The organism is Arthrobacter sp. Edens01 (assembly GCF_001307035.1).
Classification (GTDB): Bacteria; Actinomycetota; Actinomycetes; order Actinomycetales; family Micrococcaceae; genus Arthrobacter_B.
The window spans coordinates 322,063-339,958 of the sequence record NZ_LKIU01000005.1; the positions used below are offsets into that span (position 1 = coordinate 322,063).

Genomic DNA, 17,896 nt, shown 5'->3' on the forward strand with positions numbered 1-17,896 from the left:
ACGGTGCCGCCGAGCCCGAGCCGCTGACACTGTCGATGAATGCGGTGCCGATGCCGGAGAAACCAGTCAATCCGGACGCGTCGGGAACGATCGACCGTGAAGACGTGCGCCGGCTTGAGGCGCAGCTGATTGGCGGGCCCCGCACGCTCAAGCGGCGCGAGGCCGCCGCCGGCGCCGGCGTCTCCCTGCTCTCTGCCCGCAAGCTCTGGCGGGCCATGGGTTTCCCAAACCTTGACGACGACGCCGTGTTCTTCACCGAGGCCGACCGCGACGCGCTGAGCACCGTGATCCAGCTGGTCCGTGACGAGCAGCTGACCGAAGAAGCGGCAATCTCCATCATGAGGTCCATCGGTCAGATGACCGACCGCATGGTGGTGTGGCAGATCGAAGCCCTGGTCGAAGAAATGGTGGTTCAGCGCGGGATTACCGACGCCGAGGCACGCAAGAAGCTTGTGGCCGCGCTTCCAGACCTGATTGAGCCGCTTGAAAAGACGCTGGTCTATGCCTGGAAACGGCAGCTGAACGCCGCGATCCAGCGGCTCGCGCTCCGTGCCGAAGCCGGGCTGGCCAGCCATGAAGGGGAAACGGACGACAACCCGCTGCCGCTGGCCCGCGCCGTCGGCTTTGCTGACCTGGTTTCCTACACCAGCCTCTCGCGCCAGATGAATGAGAAGACCCTGGCGCAGATGGTGCAGCGTTTCGAGCACAAGTGCTCCGAGATCATCTCCGTGGGCGGCGGCCGGCTGGTCAAGACGATCGGCGATGAAGTGCTCTTCAACGCCGAGACCCCTGAAGCCGGAGCTGAAATCTCCCTGGCTCTGGCGAAGGCGTTCACCGAGGATGAGCTGCTGCCGTCGGCACGTGTGGCCATGGTGTGGGGCCGGGTACTCTCCCGGCTCGGGGACATCTACGGACCGACCGTGAACCTGGCTTCCCGGCTGACCTCGCTCGCTGAGCCCGGCACCGTGCTGACCGACGCTTCCACCGCCGCAGCGCTGCGCAACAACGACCGCTTCATCCTCATTCCGCACTCTCCGCGCAACGTGCGCGGGTTCGGGGAGATCCACCCGGTGACCCTGGCCCGCGGCACCGGTCCGGGGCTGGTCCTGGACTAGGGGTTTCCCGGCGGCTTGACCGGGGACGTTTGCCGGGCTGACCCGGTCATTCCTGGTCGTGTGCGGGCTGCTTGGACCGGATGCAGGGCGGCGGCGACGTTCCTCGGCGGCCGTATGCGTATGACTTCGTCTGGTTCGTTCGTTCATCCGGGCCCGCTGCCGAGCTGAGCTGGACGCTGGCCTGCGGTTACGGTCCTTGGCGGCGGCGGCGGCGGCGGCGACGTCGGTGTGGGATTGGATCCCCGGGCTCATTTGCTCCACTTTGGGAGATGCCTCCGTTTGGGGCACCTTGGCGCGGGCATTTCCCTGCCTTTTGGGACAATCCTCCCTAACGGGACACCCTCGGACTCCATTTTCCGCCAGCTTAGGGACTTCCCTGCCGGTTTGGGACTTTCCTGCGCGGCGCCACGGAAGGAAAGTCCCAAAGTGGCAGGCATGTCCCAAGACGGAGGGAAAGCACCGCGGCTGCGCGGCCGCACCCGGCAGGGGTCCTGGGCGAGTGTTGCCGGGTGGATCTTCCTGTGCTCCGGGTCGGAGGCTAGGCGGATCGGCCTCTGTTATCCATTGTCGCGATAACGCCATTTTCGAAGACGCTCGTTCGTCCTGTGGCGCAATAACGTCGCTTTCACAACCTGAAAACGACGTTATTGCAGCAAAGGATTCTGTGACGGGTTCCTAAACGGCCTTATCTCACCACTGGATGAACGCCCCAGCCCGGCAGACCTCCGCAGTCGGCACCTTGCGGACGGAAGAGTCACGGCTCCTTCAGCCGCGTGCCAAGAGCAGCCACAGCCTCGGTGGCCCCGACCGGCCCGGCCCCGACCGGCCACACCCCGACCGGCCCCACCCCGACCGGCCCGGCCCCGATACCATCCGGCCCCCGACACCATCCGGCCCCGACACCAGCCGCAGCGCCCCGTACACACGGATTCAGCACCATCCGGAATCACAGCCCACCAGGATTAGACAGCAACCTTAACTTTTTGGGCAGGAACCTTAGCTATATGCGACACTAAGTCCGTCTGCCTGCCGTTCTGCCACTGCCGTGCGACTGGACACCGTACATACAGGGCGCTGGAAGCCGGCAAGGTCTTGGGGAACCGCAACAGGGGGAAGCACGTGTCAGCATTGAGGGGGGCTGTGCCCGCGCGTCTGCGTGCGCACCGGAAAGCCATCTCGGCCGGCGCCGCCGTTGCAGCAGCAGGCGCACTGGTCGCCACCGCGATCCTTTACCCCGGTTTCGCCAGCGCCGACGTGGACCTCAACGACGGCGGTGTCTGGGTCACCAACCAGACCCAGGGCATGGTGGGCCACCTCAACTACCCTTCGAGGATGCTCGACGGCGCCTATGCCTCAAACAGCGACCGCTTCGATGTCACCCAGCACGAAAAAACGGTCTTCCACACCAACTCGGACCAGGCCAAGGTTTCGCCCGTAGACGTGGCCAACGTGGCACGCGGCACCGAAGTGCAGCTCCCGGCGTCGGCCGTCCTTAGCCAGGGCGGCACCGCCGTGGCCATAACCGACCCGGCGACCGGAAGCGTCTGGCTGACCAGTACCGGGTCCCTTCCCTTCTTCAGCGAAACCGAGGCAGAGCCGGTGCTGGAGAACTCGCCTGGTGCCGCCGCTGATGTATCGCCCGAAGGCACGGCGGTGATCGCTGACCCGCGCGGCGGCCGGATCCATACCTATGACGTAGCCGCTGACGGCAGCTACGGTGAACCGAAAACCACGGACGTCGAGGAGCTTCAGGGCTTTGGCGACGTTCAGGTGGCCGCGGTGGGGAACAAGCCGGTGGCGTTCGATGCCGAATCGGGAACCCTGCTGCTCCCGGGCGGGCGCAGCGTTGGCTTCGCAGACACCCGCGGCGCGCAGCTTCAGGATTCCGGCCCCGAGGCGGACTTCGTTGTCCTGGCCACGGGAACGTCCCTGATCAAGCAGCCGCTGAACGGGTCCGAAGCCACTGTCACCGAGATTGGCGACGCCGGTACCCCCGCGCCGCCGGTGCTTGTCGACGGCTGTGTGCACGCAGCCTGGACCGGGGCAGGTACGTACCTGCGCGACTGCGCAGATGATAAGGACGACGTCCGCGAGGACATTCCGGGCGTGGGTGCTTCCTCCGAGCTGGTCTTCCGAGTCAACCGCTCCGTGGTGGTGCTCAATGACATCAACGGCGGCAACGTGTGGCTGGTGCTGGAGAACATGCAGCTGGTGGACAACTGGGGGGACGTCATCCCGCCCAAGCAGGAATCATCGGACGACGAAGAAGAATCTGCCAGCGAAAACCCGGTCAACACGCTCCCGGACCGCACCGCGGAAAACCGTCCCCCGGTGGCATCCGACGACCGCTTCGGCGTCCGTGCCGGGCGGACCACTATCCTGAACGTCCTCGACAACGACACCGATCCGGACGGCGACCTGCTCACTGTCCGGCCCGCCGGAGAGCAGCCGGCAGCCGGAACAGTCCAGGAAATCTACAACGGCGCCGGTCTGCAGATCGTGGTGCCGCCCGAGGCGGCCGGTACCAGCTCCTTCAGCTACGAGGTGGCGGACGGCCGCGGCGGAACCGCGTCCGCCACCGCTACCGTGCAGGTGCTGGGCGCCGGAGAGAACAGTCCCCCTGAAGCTCGCCGGTCCACCAGGATCCTGGTGGAAGAGGGCAAATCCGTCAGCCAGAACATCCTTAATGACTGGATGGATCCCGACGGCGACGACCTGGTTCTCGTCTCAGCGGAACCGACCGCGGACGGCGACCAGGTACGCACCCGCTCCGACGGACTCCTGACCTTCCGCGACATCGGCAAGACCCAGGGAGTCAAGGACGTTGCCGTCACTGTGTCCGACGGATCTGAAACCGCCGCCGGTACCGTGACGTTCGATGTCCGTCCCGCAGGGGTGCTGCCGCCGGTAACTAATTTCGACCACTTCACCGCCACCGTCGGGGAAGCCGTGACGTTCTACCCGCTGCAGAATGACCTGGATCCGGCCGGCGGACAGCTCAGCCTGGCCAGGGTGAATGCCGAAGAAGAAGACGCTTCGGAACTGGTCCCCAACTATGAGACCGGTGCGGTGTCCTTCACCCCGGCTGCGGCGTCGACCTATTACCTCGAATATCTGGTGACCAACGGTCCGCAGAGCGCCGGCGGCCTCATCCGCGTTGATGCCGCGGAGTCCGGCCGGCAGGGCGCCCCGGTGGCAGTCCGCGACGTAGCACTGCTGCCCCGCGGTGGAAGTGTGCTGGTGGATGTACTGGGCAATGACACCGACCCGACCGGCGGTGTGCTGGTGGTCCAGTCGGTCAACGCCGGAGCCAGTTCACCGCTGGACGTGGAGGTGCTGGACCACAACATCCTGCAGATCCACGACGTGCGCGGACTTCAGCAGCAGGGCGCCATCCGCTACACCGTCTCCAACGGCACGGCCAGTGCCAGCGGCGAGGTCAGCGTGCTGCCCGTTGAACCGCCGGAGACGCTGCTGCCTCCCTCCGCCTCGGCGGACACCGCCACCGTCCGGGTGGGAGACGTTGTGGACATTCCCGTCCTGGACAACGATTCTTCGCCGACGGGCGACGAACTGACCCTGAACCCGGTGCTGGCCCAGGGCATCGATCCGTTGGACGGACAGCTGTTCGTCTCCGAAAACACGCTCCGTTTCGTCGCGGGGGACACTGCCAAGACGGTGTACGCAATCTACGAGGTCCAGGATTCCACCGGGCAGAGCGACTCCGCGCAGGTGCGCGTCAACATCCGTCCCCGGGATGACGAGAAGAACACCCCGCCGGTGCCTCGGAACCTGGAAGGCCGGGCGATTGCGGGAACCACCGTGCGCATCCCCGTTCCCCTGAACGGCCTCGACGCCGACGGCGACTCGGTGTTCCTGGACGGTATTGCGGCCGCTCCGGCCCAGGGAGCAGCTGTTCCCGGGCCGGATTACATCGATTACACCGCCTCTGCCTCCGGTGCCGGGACCGACTCGTTCACCTACACGGTGCGCGACCGGCTGGGACTGGTGAATTCGGGAACAGTCCGGGTAGGCATCGCTCCCGCTGCGGAGGCTAACCAGAAGCCCGTGGCCGTGAACGACGCCGTCACTGTGCGTCCCGGACGCGAAGTTGCCGTTCCGGTCCTGGACAACGACTCGGACCCCGACGGCGACCCTATCTCCCTGGTCCCCGACGGCGTCACCACCCAGGCTGCCGGCATGGAGGTCCGGGCCGACGGGCCGCGGGTTCGCTTCACCGTGCCCGAAGAAGCGGGCACCTACAACGTGCGCTACGCAGTGAGGGACAACCGCGGCGGAACCGCCAACGGCAACGTCGCCGTTGTCTCAGACCCGAACGCCGAACTGCTGGCCCCCATTGCACGGGATGACCGGGTGGAAGTCTCAGAGATCCGTGGACGGACTGCCGTGGATGCCGCCGTCCTGGACAATGACGAGGATCCCGACGGCGTAGCCGAAGACCTGGAGGTTTCCGTGGACCCGTCCCGGACCACGGCTTCCGTGGTGGGGGACAGTGTGCGGGTGGAGCTGCTCGAGGAAGCCCAGGCCATTCCCTACACCGTGCAGGACATGGACGGCGGCACGGCCACCGCAGTGCTCTGGGTGCCGGGCCTGAGCGCCCAGTACCCCACGCTGCGCAGCAGCGCCGTCCAGGAAGTGCAGGCGGGGGACACCCTGAACCTTGAACTGCGGGATCTTGTGGACGTGCGGGAGGGCAGGACACCGCGCATCACCGAAACCGCGAAGGTCAGCGCCATCGGCTCTTCCAACCGGGACACCTGGGTCACTGACGAAGACACACTCGCGTACACCGCCGACGAAGACTACGTCGGCATGGGGTCAATCACCTTCGAAGTCACGGATGGTACCGGGCCGGATGATCCCGAAGGGCTCAAAGCGACCCTGACGGTCCTGGTCAACGTGACCCCGCTGCCGGAGCAGAACCTGCCCCCGGCCATGAGCCCCGGTTCGCTGGAAGCCGCCAAGGGTGAGGACGCGCTCAGGCTGGACCTGGCGCCGCTGGCGTCCGATCCCAACCCGGAGGACGCCGGCAGGCTTTCATTCGCCCTGGCGGGCCCGGTTCCGGAGGGTTTTGAAGCCAGGCTTTCCGGCACTGTTCTCCAGGTCGCCGCCGCGGACGACGCCGCAGTCGGCACCCTGGGCCAGCTGGCCGTCACCGTTACGGACGGGCGCAGCGACCCGGTGCCCGGGCGTGTGGACCTCACTGTCCTCGCCTCCACCCGACCACTCCCGGTGGCTTCCGACGATTCAGTGGACGATGCTGTCCAGGGCCGTCCGGTAACAGTGGATGTGCTGGCCAACGACGACAATCCCTTCCCTGATACTCCGCTGCAGATCGTGGAAGCGACCGCTGACGGCAATGGAACCGCAGAAGTGCAGGGGGACTCGATCGTGGTGACCCCCGACGCCGAGTTCGTGGGCAGCATGAGCGTGCAGTACCGGGTGGAGGACAAGACCGGCCAGGCCGACCGGCAGGCGTCGGCCCAGATCCGGCTTTCCGTCCAGGGCCGCCCGGATCCGCCGTCGACTCCCGTTGTGGAAAGCACCCGGAGCCGCACGGTGGTCCTCGCCTGGGACCCGCCTGCCGCCAACGGCTCGCCCATCACCGGCTACACCGTTACCGGCAGCAGCGGCTTCACCCAGGAATGCCGGGCGACCACCTGCACACTTACCGGGCTGACAAACAACGTCGAATACACGTTCGCAGTCACCGCCACGAACGCCAACGGTACCTCCGACCCGTCCCCGCAGTCCGCTGCCGCCCGCCCGGACACGCAGCCTGCCCAGCCGGCCCCGCCGGTCCTGGCGTTTGGGGACAAACAGCTGGACATCTCCTGGACGGCACCGGCGAACGACGGGTCGCCCATTGAGAGCTACGACCTGCAGATTTCTCCGGCACCGCCCGGAGGCACCGCACAGAAAACCGTCCCTGCATCCATGACGCGCACCACCTGGACCGGGCTGTCCAACGGCACCAGCTACCGGGTTCGCGTGCAGGCACGGAACGCCGCACCGGAACCGTCCGGCTTCAGTGACTATTCCTCCCCGGAAGTACCCGCCGGAGCTCCCGCAGCTCCCGGTGCACCGACGACGGCCAGGGCCAACCCGGTAGGCGTGCAGAGCCAGCTCAATGTGGACTGGCCCGACGCCGCTGCCAACGGTGCCGACGTCACCGCCTACCAGCTCCGCGAGTTCCGTGGCTCAACGCTGGTCCGTACACATGAGGCCGGCGCCACCTCGAACATGACCATTCGCGTGGACAACTCGGAGCAGGACTACTCCTACTCGGCCCGCGCCAGGAACAAGGCGGGCTGGAGCGAGTGGGGGCCCGCCTCTGCACCCCGCCGTGCTGTAGGCATACCGGACGCACCGGCAGCTCCGGCACTGGCGGCGTCGCGCACCGGAGCCGAGGGACGAGCGCTCACCATTACGTTTACACCGCTCTCTGCCAGCGCACGCAACGGTGCGCGCGCCGAGGAAATCAGCTACCGCGCCAGCTTCAGCGACGGCCGGTCAATGATGGTTAGCAACGGACAGGAGATCACCGGTTTCGGCAACGGGGCCAGCGTCACCGCACAGCTCACAGCAGTGGTGAACTCCGACGGCTCCTCCTATGACAGCCCTGCTTCAGCGGCCTCGGGCGCGGTAAAGGTGTTCGGCAGCCCCGGAACGCCGTCGGCGTCGGGGTCTAACGGGGGACAGGGCAGCCGGACCGCCACACTGTCCTGGGGCCCGCCCGACCAGAACGCGCACGATGTTGCGCAGGTCCAGATCTCGGTCAACGGCGGCGGCTGGGAGAACGTGGGAGTTTCCGGCAGCCGCAGCGTCGGTGACGGCTACAACCAGGACCACGGCATCCGCGTGCGGGTCCTGAATTCCCAGGGAACCCCCGGACCCGAAGTGTCCGCGTCCGCCCGGACGGGCAGCGAACCGCCGCCGGCCACCTGGACCCTGACGGTGGGCAACCAGCTCTCCACGGGAGACCGGCGGACCTGCATGGACCCTGTGGGCTCCACCAACTACACGGGCGACCGCCGTTGCCTCGGAAACCACTGGGCCTACCACGGCGACCGCATCGACACCCGCTGCTACATCGTGCGCGGCGGCGGAGCCATCTGGTACCGCCAGCACTCCGGCCGCCCGGAAAACGACGGCCTGCACATCAAGGGCACGCACACCAGCTTCGGCAACAACCCGCCCGGCGGGATGGGCCGATGCTGAACCGGCTTCCACCACCTCGTCCGCACCACCTAGGGGAAACACCACCATGTCCATGACCGAAGAACAGGCCGCCTGGTTCGCCGAGACCTTCGCCCAGCTGGTCACCAACGTCGGCAAGGCGGTCCTGGGTAAGCCCCAGGCCGTTCGGCTGATCCTCACGTCCATGCTCGCCGAGGGCCACGTGCTGCTCGAAGACGCTCCCGGCACCGGCAAGACCATGCTGGCCCGCGCCCTGGCCGCCACCGTGCAGGGAACCACGTCCCGCATTCAGTTCACCCCGGACCTGCTGCCCTCCGACGTCACCGGCATCACCATCTACGACCAGAAAACCCAGGCGTTCGAATTCCACCGCGGCCCGATCTTCGCGAACGTGGTCCTGGCGGACGAAATCAACCGTGCCTCGCCCAAGACCCAGTCCGCACTGCTGGAAGTCATGGAAGAATCCCGCGTCACCGTGGACGGCACCACCTACACGCAGGAACGCCCGTTTATGGTCATCGCCACCCAGAACCCAATCGAGCAGGCGGGCACCTACCGGCTGCCCGAAGCGCAGCTGGACCGGTTCCTGATCAAGACGTCCATGGGCTACCCGGACCACGCCGCAACAGTGGAGCTGCTGGCAGGCTCCGCCACCCGGGACCGGACCACGGCGCTTGCCGCTGTCATCACGTCCGCGGCGGTGCGGGACATGGCCGACCTCGCCGCGACCGTGCACACCGACACCTCCGTGCTCGAATACATTGCACACCTGACCGCAGCCACCCGTGACGCACCCGAGACGAGGCTTGGCGTCAGCGTCCGCGGCGCGCTGGCCATGGTCCGGGCCGCGAAAGTCTGGGCCGCCTCGGAAGGCCGGAACTACGTCCTGCCCGACGACGTGCTGACGCTCGCCCCCAGCGTGTTTACCCACCGCCTGGTTATGGACCCGGAAGCTGAGTTTGCCGGAGCGACTGCCTCGGCCGTGCTGGAACAGGTCCTGGCTTCCACCGCCGCGCCGCAGCAGCGTGTGAACGCCTAGGCCCGGCACCGTGCCGCAAATCTCCGCGCTCCCTGCTGCCCTCCGGCGTGCCCTGCCGGCAGCATCCCGCAGCGTCACATCGCTGGGCTGGATCACGGCTGCCCTGGCGGCTGCGTTCTGGCTGGCCGGGGGCGTGCTGGGCTGGCGCGAGGCGCTGATCGCGGCACTGGCCCTGACCCTGGTGCTGGCATCCGCCGTCGCGTTTGTCACGGGGCGGCAGGCCTATGCCGTCCACCTGGACCTTGCGCGCACCCGGGTGGCGGTGGGGGATGACGCCGTCGGGTCCCTGACCGTCCGCAACCCCGGCGCGCGGCTGCTGCTGCCGGCCCTGCTGGAACTGCCCGTGGGGTCCTCCACCGCTGTCTTCGAACTGCCGCGTATGGCGCCGGGAGCCGAACACGAGGAACTCTTCCGGATCCCGACGCAGAAACGTGCCGTGATTGTGGTTGGTCCCGTCGAATCAGTGCGGCGGGATCCGTTTTGGCTCCTGGGCCGCCGGCTGCGCTGGACGGATCCCGTGGACCTTTTTGTGCATCCGCGGACGGTAAACCTGCAGGGTTCCGCCACCGGGTTCATCAAGGACCTTGAAGGGCTGCCCACCCGGGACCTGAGCACCGCTGACGTTTCCTTCCACGCGCTGCGCGAGTATGTTCCGGGCGATGACCGCCGGCACATCCACTGGAAAACCACGGCCCGCACCGGCACCCTCATGGTGCGCCAGTTCGAGGAAACCCGCCGATCCCACCTGGCCGTGGCGCTCTCCACCCGACTGGCCGACTACGGCAGCGCCGCAGACCTTGAACTGGCAATATCCGCCGCCGGCTCCCTGGGGCTGCAGGCTCTGCGCGAGCAGCGGGACCTGAGCATGCTCACACAGGACGGAATCCTGCGAAGCGGAAGCGGGAGCATGCTGCTGGACGGTCTCACCCGGCTCGAAGGAACCGACCGCCGTGAGGGTACCCGTGAACTGGCTGCAATCACCACAGATGCCGTGCCGAACGCTTCAGTTGTCATCCTTGTCACCGGCACAACCCCCACCGCAGCGGAACTGCGCTCGGCGGCCGCCGCCATTCCGCCCGGCATCCGCTGCCTGGCCGTCCGCTGCGCCGAGGGAGAACCACCCGGGCGCCGGGACATCGCAGACCTGACCGTTTTGACGTGCGGCAGCCTTGATGACCTGCCGGCGCTGATCCGGAAGGGAACGGCATGAGCACAGAAACAAGGGCAAGTGTCCGCTCCCGGGAACGGAACCGCGAACGCACGCAGAAACCTGTCGGCGGGGACAGGTCCGCCCAGCTGCGCCGGGCACTGGAAGCGGGGGCCCTGGCGGTCCTGCTGGGCGCCGGTGTGCTTGGATTCGGTCCAAGCTTCGGCGGCGATCCGCGTTACCTGGCGGCCGGACTCGGCGGAGTGGTGCTGGGACTGCTCACGGCTGCTGCAGCGCTCGCCCGGAGGTGGGGGCCCTGGACCGTCACCGGAGCAGCAGCAGGTGGTTACCTGCTGCTCGGCTCGGCACTGGCTGCGCCGGTAGAGTCCGCGGCAGGCGTTTTGCCTACCCTCGCATCCCTGCGGGTGCTGGTGCTGGGCGCTGTGTTTGCCTGGAAAGACCTGCTCACCGTTGCCGCACCCGTTGGCACCGCCGGGGGCATGCTGGTAGTCCCCTTCCTGCTTGGCCTGCTTGCGGCGCTTGCAGCAGGCCTGCTGTGCTGGCGGGCCAGGGGCGCCTACTGGCCCGCGCTGCCCGTACTGGGGCTGTTTGCCGCGGGCATCGCCTTCGGCACCAAGGACGTCCCTCTGCCTGGCCTGCGTGCGCTGCTGCTTGCAGCCGGGCTGTTGGTATTCCTGTCCTACCGCCGCCGCTCGGTGCAGGAGACCTCCGCGGCTCCGCAGGCAGCACTTGGATCAGCGCCGGCCCGGGCTGCCCGCCTGCGCCGCCGGATCTACGGTGCCGCTGTGCTCGCCGGTGCAGCAGCGCTGTCCCTGGCCGCAGCCCCGCTGCTGGGCGTCGACGCCGAGCGCAAAGTGCTTCGCGACGTCGTCGAGCCGCCTGTGGACCTCTTCAACTTTCCCAGCCCGCTAACCGACTTCCGCCGCTACGTTAAGGACAACGCGGAGACCGCACTGTTCACCGTGGAGGGCCTGCCGGAGGGCCAGCGGATTCGGCTTGCTGCGATGGATGCCTATGACGGCGTGGTCTACAACGTGAGCGGCCAGGCTGCCGGCGGCTTTGCCCGGGTAGGTGACGCGGGCACGCTGGGTGCGGGTTCGGACACCGGAACGGAAGCCAGCCTGCGGTTCACCATCCAGGATTACACCGGTGCCTGGCTGCCTGCCGGAGGGAAGATCCGCGCCCTGGACCCGGCAGGCGACAGGGCACGGGACATTGCCGGCGGACTGTATTACGACGCCGGATCCGCCACACTGCTCTCCACCGCCGGCGTGCGCTCCGGAGACACGTATGACGCAGACGTGGTCTTCCCGGACCAGTACGACGACGCGCAGCTGGCACAGTACGGCTTCGCCCAGTCCGCCATGCCGCGGCTGCAGCAGGAACCCCCGATCATCGGGGCAAAGGCCGCGGAGTTCGCGGGGGAGGAAACCACCCCCATCCAGAGGGTTCGCCAGCTGCAGCAGATCCTCGCGACGGAAGGCTATTTCAGCAACGGCAAGGACGGCCAGACGCCGTCGCTGCCCGGGCACGGCGCCGCCCGGATGGTCAGTCTCCTTGATGCCGAGCAGATGGTTGGCGACGACGAACAGTACGCCGTGGCCATGGCCCTGATGGCCCGCAAGCTGGGGATCCCGGCCAGGGTGGTAATGGGCTTCTACCCGGACTGGGACGAGCTCGACGGGGCGCCCGCGAAGATCGAAATTACCGGCGACGATGTGCATGCCTGGGTGGAAGTCCAGTTTGAACGGGTGGGCTGGGTACCGTTTTTCCCCACCCCGGATGAGGACAATGAGCCTGTGCCCCCGCAGCAGCAGCCCAAGTCAACGCCCAAGCCGCAGGTGCTGCAGCCGCCGCCTCCGCCGCAGGAACCGGCGGAACTGCCCCCGGACACCGCAGCAGATCCGCAGGACGCGGAACAGAAGGACGAAGACCTGTGGGAGACAGTCTCCGGGTTCCTTCGGATTGCGGCAATCGTGGCCCTGCCGCTGCTGGTCCTGTTCGGACCGCTCCTGGCGATCCTGCTTTTCAAGCGCAGGCTCAGCCGCAAACGGCGGACTTCCGGAGGAACTGCGCAGCGGGTTGCCGGAGGCTGGCGCGAGGTGCTTGGGGCGGCAGCCGATCTGGGCGTGGCGGTCACGGGCCGAAGGACCCGGCGGGAAGAAGCCGCAGCCCTGGGCCGTGCCTTTCCCACACGCGCTGGTGCCACCACATCCCTGGCACGCCGCGCCGATGCAGGCATTTTCGGTCCGGGAAATCCCAGCGAGGAAGAAGTGCAGGACTACTGGCGGGAGGTCGAGGCCGTGAGGGAGTCCCTGACAGGCACCGCAGGCTTCTGGCAGCGCCAGGGCGCCCGCTATTCACTGCGCTCGGTCAGGCTTGAATCACGGCTTCAGCAGCCTCGGCGGACCGGACGACGGCGGGTGGCGGAATTCGCGGCGAACGCACGCGGCTCAGCCGGCCGTATGACCCGCCGCCGCGGCGATGCCCAGGGGCCTTCCAGTCCGTTAGGGTAATGGAGAGAACAGGTAAGACAGATCACTACAGTGAGCAGCTTCCGGATAGGGCGTGAATGAACTCCGACGAAAAGACATCTGAGCCCCTGGAACTCGAAGCGGTCTTTGGGTATGCCTCAGACCGCGGCCTGCGGCGGGAACTGAATGAAGACTCGCTGATTGCGGCTGACCCGGTGTTCGCCGTGGCAGACGGCATGGGTGGACATGAAGCCGGTGAGATAGCCAGCAGCATCTGCGTGCGGACGCTTGCCGATTCGCGGCTGGTGGGCGAACACCTGCCTGAGGTCCCTGCTGCCGAGATTGAGGAACTGCTGGCCAAAGCCGACCGCCAGATCCGTGAAGCCACCGGCGGACGGGCCGGAACCACCCTGACCGGCGCCATCCTGGTTCAGGAAGAGTCCCGTCCGTATTGGCTGGTCTTCAACGTAGGGGATTCACGGACCTACCGCGTTTCCCGCGGAGCCATGGAACAGATCACGGTCGACCACAGCGAGGTCCAGGAGCTCGTGGATCTTGGCCAGATCACCCCGGAGGAAGCGCTGGTGCATCCCCGCCGTCACGTGGTCACGCGGGCACTGGGCACCGGCAATGACACCAACGCCGATTTCTGGCTGATTCCAGTGGAGCCGGGAGACCGGCTCATGGTCTGCTCCGACGGACTTACCGGAGAAGTGAGCGACGGCCACATTTTCCAGATCCTCTCCTCCGTGTCCAACCCGCAGGACGCCTGTGCCGCCCTGGTACAGGCCGCTTTGCGCGCCGGCGGCCGGGACAACGTCACCGTGCTGGTGATCGACGCTGAAACCGGCTCAGGGAACCCGGATTCCGGTGCCATCACGCTCCCCGGCCCGGCAGTGGACAACGCCCGTGCGCCGGAGAACTCCGATTCAGGAAATGCCGCCGGCTCCGAGGCGGCGGGACCGGCAGAAAACGGGCAGTGATGGACGGACTGCGGTATCGGCAGGCCGCTGAGCCGGCGTGGCTGGTCCTGACCCGCGGCAGCCGGACGGCGATGCTGCCCGCGGAAAGCAGCCAGGAACGTGTGGATGAAGTCTGGGCTGCCCTTCAGGACGGGTCTTCCCTGGACGAAGTGTTCGAGGCAGTCACCGGAGGACTGTCCGGTTCGCTGAGCAGGCTTCCCTCCTTCGGGCTGCTCTCGGTGGACGGCCAGGTGCACGTCCTGCTGCGCGGCCCGCTCGATCTGCTGGTGGACGGCGCCGCAGTCACGACCGGGAAGAATCTGCGGACCTGGAGCGAGCAGGTGCTTCCGGCATCGGGCCGTCTCACGGTGCAGGCGTCAGGCGAGCCTGCAGGCGCAGCCGGACCAGTGCTTGTTCTCCGTGAGGGGATGGCCCCGGCCAACAGCGTAGAGCTTGAGCTTGGGGCACTGCCTGCAGCGGCGGCTCCCCCGCGGGCAGGGCAGGCGGCACCCATATCGAAGCCGGCCGCGCCGGCACCGGCGGCCCCAGCACCGGCAGCTGCCGAACCGGCCGCGCCGGCACCGGCGGCTCCCGCACCGACGGTCGCCGCACCCGCGCCGTCGTCCGGTCCGGACCTCAGCGATGCTGTCCCGTGGCTCAAACTGACGCCGCCGCCGTTGTCAGCAGACGCTGGTGCTGACGCAGGTGCCGCGGACCCTGCCACCGAAGTGACCGGTGACTTTCCGGCGCTGGAAGACGGGGAACCAACCGAAACACTCCCGCCGGTGCCCGAAGACCACGACGGGGACACTGTGATGGGCTTCAGCCCCCAGCCAGGCACGGCACTGCCCGGCACACCCGCCTCAGCCGCTTCCGGCACCGGAGACCTGGACGACGACGGCGAGACGATCCGTTCAGCTCCGGGGGCGCCACAGGGCCCGGGCGCTGCGCCTGGGAACAGGCAGTCCACGGACACCGGCCCCACGGTCCTGGCGCGTACCTGCCCGCAGGGCCACGTGAACCCGCCTACCGCGGCGGCCTGCCGGACCTGCGGATCGGAGATCTCCGGCGAGCCGCGCCCGGTGCAGCGGCCCTGCCTGGGAATCCTGCGCCTGTCCACAGGGCAGACCTATGAGCTGGACCGGAACATCATTATCGGACGCCAGCCTTCGGCGTCGCGGGTAGCCGGAGCCGCCCTGCCAAGGATGGTTCAGGTACCCAGCGACAGCGGGGACATCTCACGGTCCCATGCCGAAGTCAGGCTGGAGGGGTGGCACGTGATGCTCAAGGACCTGTTTTCAACGAACGGAACAGTGCTCATCCGTGAAGGAGCGCTGCCGCGCCGCCTGGCCCAGGGAGAAGCAGCCATCCTTTTGGACGGGGACATCGCTGAGCTTGGCGACGGCGTCACGCTCCGGTTCGAAGGGCTCGCATGACCAAGCGGCCACCCGCGCCGCCGCCCGAGATTCCAGGATTCCGTTTCCTGCAGCACCTGGGATCGGGCGGCTTCGCCGATGTCTACCTCTATGAGCAGGACCGCCCCCGCCGCAGGGTGGCGGTGAAAGTGCTGCTCTCCGACCTGCGCGAGGACGCTTCCCGTGCAGGCTTCGAAGCCGAAGCCAACCTCATGGCGCAACTGTCCAGCCACCCGTACATCGTCACCATCTACGAGGCCGACAAGACGGCCGAGGGCCGTTCGTACCTGGCCATGGAATACTGCTCAAGGCCCAGCCTGGACGCACGGTACCGGCAGGGCGGACTGCCGCTGGCCGAGGTGCTCGCCGTCGGGATCCAGGTAGCTTCCGCAGTGGAGACAGCACACCGTGCCGGGATCGCACACCGGGACATCAAACCGGCGAACATCCTGACCACCGACTACAACCGCCCAGCCCTGACGGACTTCGGCATCTCCGGGACCATGGACGCCGACGACGAAGGCGACGTCGGCATGTCCATCCCCTGGTCTCCGCCGGAAGCACTGACCGGGTCCCGGGTGGACGGAGTCCGCGCCGACGTCTATTCCCTCGGCGCTACGATCTACACGCTGCTCGCCGGGCGGTCCCCGTTTATGCGTCCCGGCCGCGGGAATACGCAGCGGGATCTGATGGACCGCATCATTTCCGAGCAGCTCACGCCGACCGGACGCAGCGACGTTCCCGAATCAATGGAACTGGCACTGGCCACGGCGATGGCCAAGAGTCCTGAATCGCGGTACTCCTCGGCCTACGCGTTCGCCCTGGCACTGCAGCGGACCCAAGCTGAACTCAACCTGGCCGTGACCGAATTTGCCGTGCTCGAAGACGCAGGGCGCCAGCAGGCAGAGTCAGACGACGACGACCGCACCCGTGTCCGGCGAATCGTCTCCATCGACCCGTCCGCAACGACTTTCCCCCCGACCCTCCGCGGCTCCGGCCCACGCAGGAACAACGGGGGAGGGCTGCTGGAGGAAGAGGCAGAGGGAACCATACTGCGGGCACCTGCCGGGGTTCCCGGACAGATCCTCAACGCTGCAGCCCCGGCAGCCCCGGCGGCCGCGGCTGTCGACCAGAAGCCCCGCCCGGCTGGAGCGGGAAACGGCACACCGGCCGCACCGGCAGCCCCGGGGAACGCAGCGGATAACCGGAAAACGGGCTCCCGCCGCATCAGGGTCCTCGCCGCGCTCGGAGGAGCAGCCGTCGTGGCAGCCGCAGCGGTCGCGCTGCTGCTGCCGCCGGAGTCCGCGCCGCGGGAGGAGCCCCCGCCGCCGGTCCAGCCGCCGTCGAACGCCCTGGGTGGACTGGACGGCGCCGTGGCGCCGCCGTCGGGACTCTCAGGAACGGAAGACTCCGGCACAGCTGTGTTCACCTGGACCAACCCCGAACCGCAGGAGGGGGACATCTACCTCTGGCGCAGCGTCACCGCCACCGCCAAGGGTGATCTGGTGCGCACCTCACAGCCCGAAGCCGTCCTCCCGGCCACCGGGACCGAGACCTGCATTGAAGTCCAGGTGGCACGCGCGAACGGACGTGCATCAGAGCCGGCTGCCGTGTGCACAGACTAGTGCGGGGGCCAGCGGCGGGCACCACTATGGGACATAATGAGCCTCTGGGACGCACCAGCACTGTGCTGCCCGGAAAAGGTCTCCGTTGCGCGCCGCGCTCCGGGGCCGCTACGAAGGAGAGGGATCTTGGGGGATCTGGCGATCGACTTTAGCGGGGAATGGTACGAACCCGAGGACGGGTCCGTATTCCGGATTGGACGGGAAGGGGATCTCGCCATTGACGACAACCCTTACCTGCACAGGCAGTTCCTGACCATTTCCCAGGAACACTCGATTTGGTGGCTGACCAATATCGGAAGCCGTATTTCGGCCACCATCTCCGATTCCAGCGGCGGCATGCAGGCCTGGGTTGCGCCCGGTGCCCGCATCCCGCTGGTCTTCGAACAGACCCGGGTCATCTTCACCGCCGGCCCCACCACGTACGAATTCGATGTCCACCTCAAGACGCCCGCGTTCAGGCCGGACCCGCTTAACGGATCCGGCTCCGGCGAAACCACGATCGGGCCTGTGGTGTTCACCGAGTCTCAGCGTGCGGTGATCGTAGCGCTGGCGGAACCCCTCCTGAGGCGCGACGGCACCGGCTACAGTTCCCTCCCTACCTCCGCCGATGCTGCTGCCCGGCTGGGCTGGTCCCAGACCAGGTTCAACCGGAAGCTGGACAACGTGTGCGACAAGCTGGACCGCGTGGGAGTGGGCGGGCTGCGCGGCGGGCCCGGAAAACTGGCGGTGAACCGGCGTGCCCGGCTGGTGGAACATGCCGTGACATCCCAGCTGGTGACCGCTGCTGACCTGGTTCTGCTGGACCAGGTCTCCGCTGACCCTGAGGCCTAAAGCGAGAGCTGTTCCCACCCCGGGCACGCGGAGAGAAATGACGCTA

General features: G+C 67.5%; 9 protein-coding genes. All 9 read left to right on the forward strand.

The genetic code is table 11. From position 1 onward, the window contains the following. The first annotated feature begins 50 nt into the window (after window positions 1-50). The 9 genes from AO716_RS07640 (at window position 51) to AO716_RS07680 (ending at window position 17,850) form a co-directional block, all read left to right on the forward strand. A complete protein-coding gene (locus tag AO716_RS07640; protein ID WP_229780353.1) occupies window positions 51-1,115 on the forward strand; it encodes an adenylate/guanylate cyclase domain-containing protein in 1,065 nt (354 codons plus the stop codon). A gap of 1,140 nt (window positions 1,116-2,255) precedes the next feature. After that, on the forward strand, window positions 2,256-8,357 hold the full coding sequence (locus AO716_RS07645; protein WP_055240339.1) for an Ig-like domain-containing protein: 6,102 nt from the start codon (window positions 2,256-2,258) through the stop codon (window positions 8,355-8,357). Between the two features lie 46 nt (window positions 8,358-8,403). Then, complete coding sequence (locus AO716_RS07650; RefSeq protein ID WP_055240340.1) at window positions 8,404-9,375, forward strand: AAA family ATPase; 972 nt, start codon at window positions 8,404-8,406, stop codon at window positions 9,373-9,375. Window positions 9,376-9,394: 19 nt separating this feature from the next. After that, on the forward strand, window positions 9,395-10,585 hold the full coding sequence (locus tag AO716_RS07655) for a DUF58 domain-containing protein (protein ID WP_235472099.1): 1,191 nt from the start codon (window positions 9,395-9,397) through the stop codon (window positions 10,583-10,585). Continuing rightward, window positions 10,582-13,059: a transglutaminase-like domain-containing protein gene (locus AO716_RS07660; protein WP_055240342.1), complete on the forward strand. Its 2,478-nt coding sequence runs from the start codon at window positions 10,582-10,584 to the stop codon at window positions 13,057-13,059. The genes AO716_RS07655 and AO716_RS07660 overlap by 4 nt, the downstream gene beginning before the upstream one ends. 56 nt (window positions 13,060-13,115) lie before the next feature. Next, entirely contained in the window at window positions 13,116-14,000 is an 885-nt protein-coding gene (locus AO716_RS07665) for a PP2C family protein-serine/threonine phosphatase (RefSeq protein WP_082413427.1), read from the forward strand. After that, window positions 14,000-15,415, forward strand: coding sequence for an FHA domain-containing protein (locus tag AO716_RS07670; RefSeq protein ID WP_055240343.1), 1,416 nt, complete (start codon window positions 14,000-14,002; stop codon window positions 15,413-15,415). Before AO716_RS07665 ends, AO716_RS07670 begins: the two co-directional genes overlap by 1 nt. After that, a complete protein-coding gene (locus AO716_RS07675; protein ID WP_055240344.1) occupies window positions 15,412-17,019 on the forward strand; it encodes a serine/threonine-protein kinase in 1,608 nt (535 codons plus the stop codon). The genes AO716_RS07670 and AO716_RS07675 overlap by 4 nt, the downstream gene beginning before the upstream one ends. 126 nt (window positions 17,020-17,145) lie before the next feature. After that, complete coding sequence (locus AO716_RS07680; protein WP_055240345.1) at window positions 17,146-17,850, forward strand: hypothetical protein; 705 nt, start codon at window positions 17,146-17,148, stop codon at window positions 17,848-17,850. Window positions 17,851-17,896: the final 46 nt, after the last annotated feature.

What these genes read in the sequence shown, in the direction of transcription:
- AO716_RS07665 (WP_082413427.1), top strand. Translation starts at nt 13,116, where the DNA reads ATGAACTCCGACGAAAAGACATCTGAGCCCCTGGAACTCGAAGCGGTC.
- AO716_RS07675 (WP_055240344.1), top strand. Translation starts at nt 15,412, where the DNA reads ATGACCAAGCGGCCACCCGCGCCGCCGCCCGAGATTCCAGGATTCCGT.
- AO716_RS07670 (WP_055240343.1), top strand. Translation starts at nt 14,000, where the DNA reads ATGGACGGACTGCGGTATCGGCAGGCCGCTGAGCCGGCGTGGCTGGTC.
- AO716_RS07660 (WP_055240342.1), top strand. Translation starts at nt 10,582, where the DNA reads ATGAGCACAGAAACAAGGGCAAGTGTCCGCTCCCGGGAACGGAACCGC.
- AO716_RS07650 (WP_055240340.1), top strand. Translation starts at nt 8,404, where the DNA reads ATGTCCATGACCGAAGAACAGGCCGCCTGGTTCGCCGAGACCTTCGCC.
- AO716_RS07640 (WP_229780353.1), top strand. Translation starts at nt 51, where the DNA reads ATGCCGGAGAAACCAGTCAATCCGGACGCGTCGGGAACGATCGACCGT.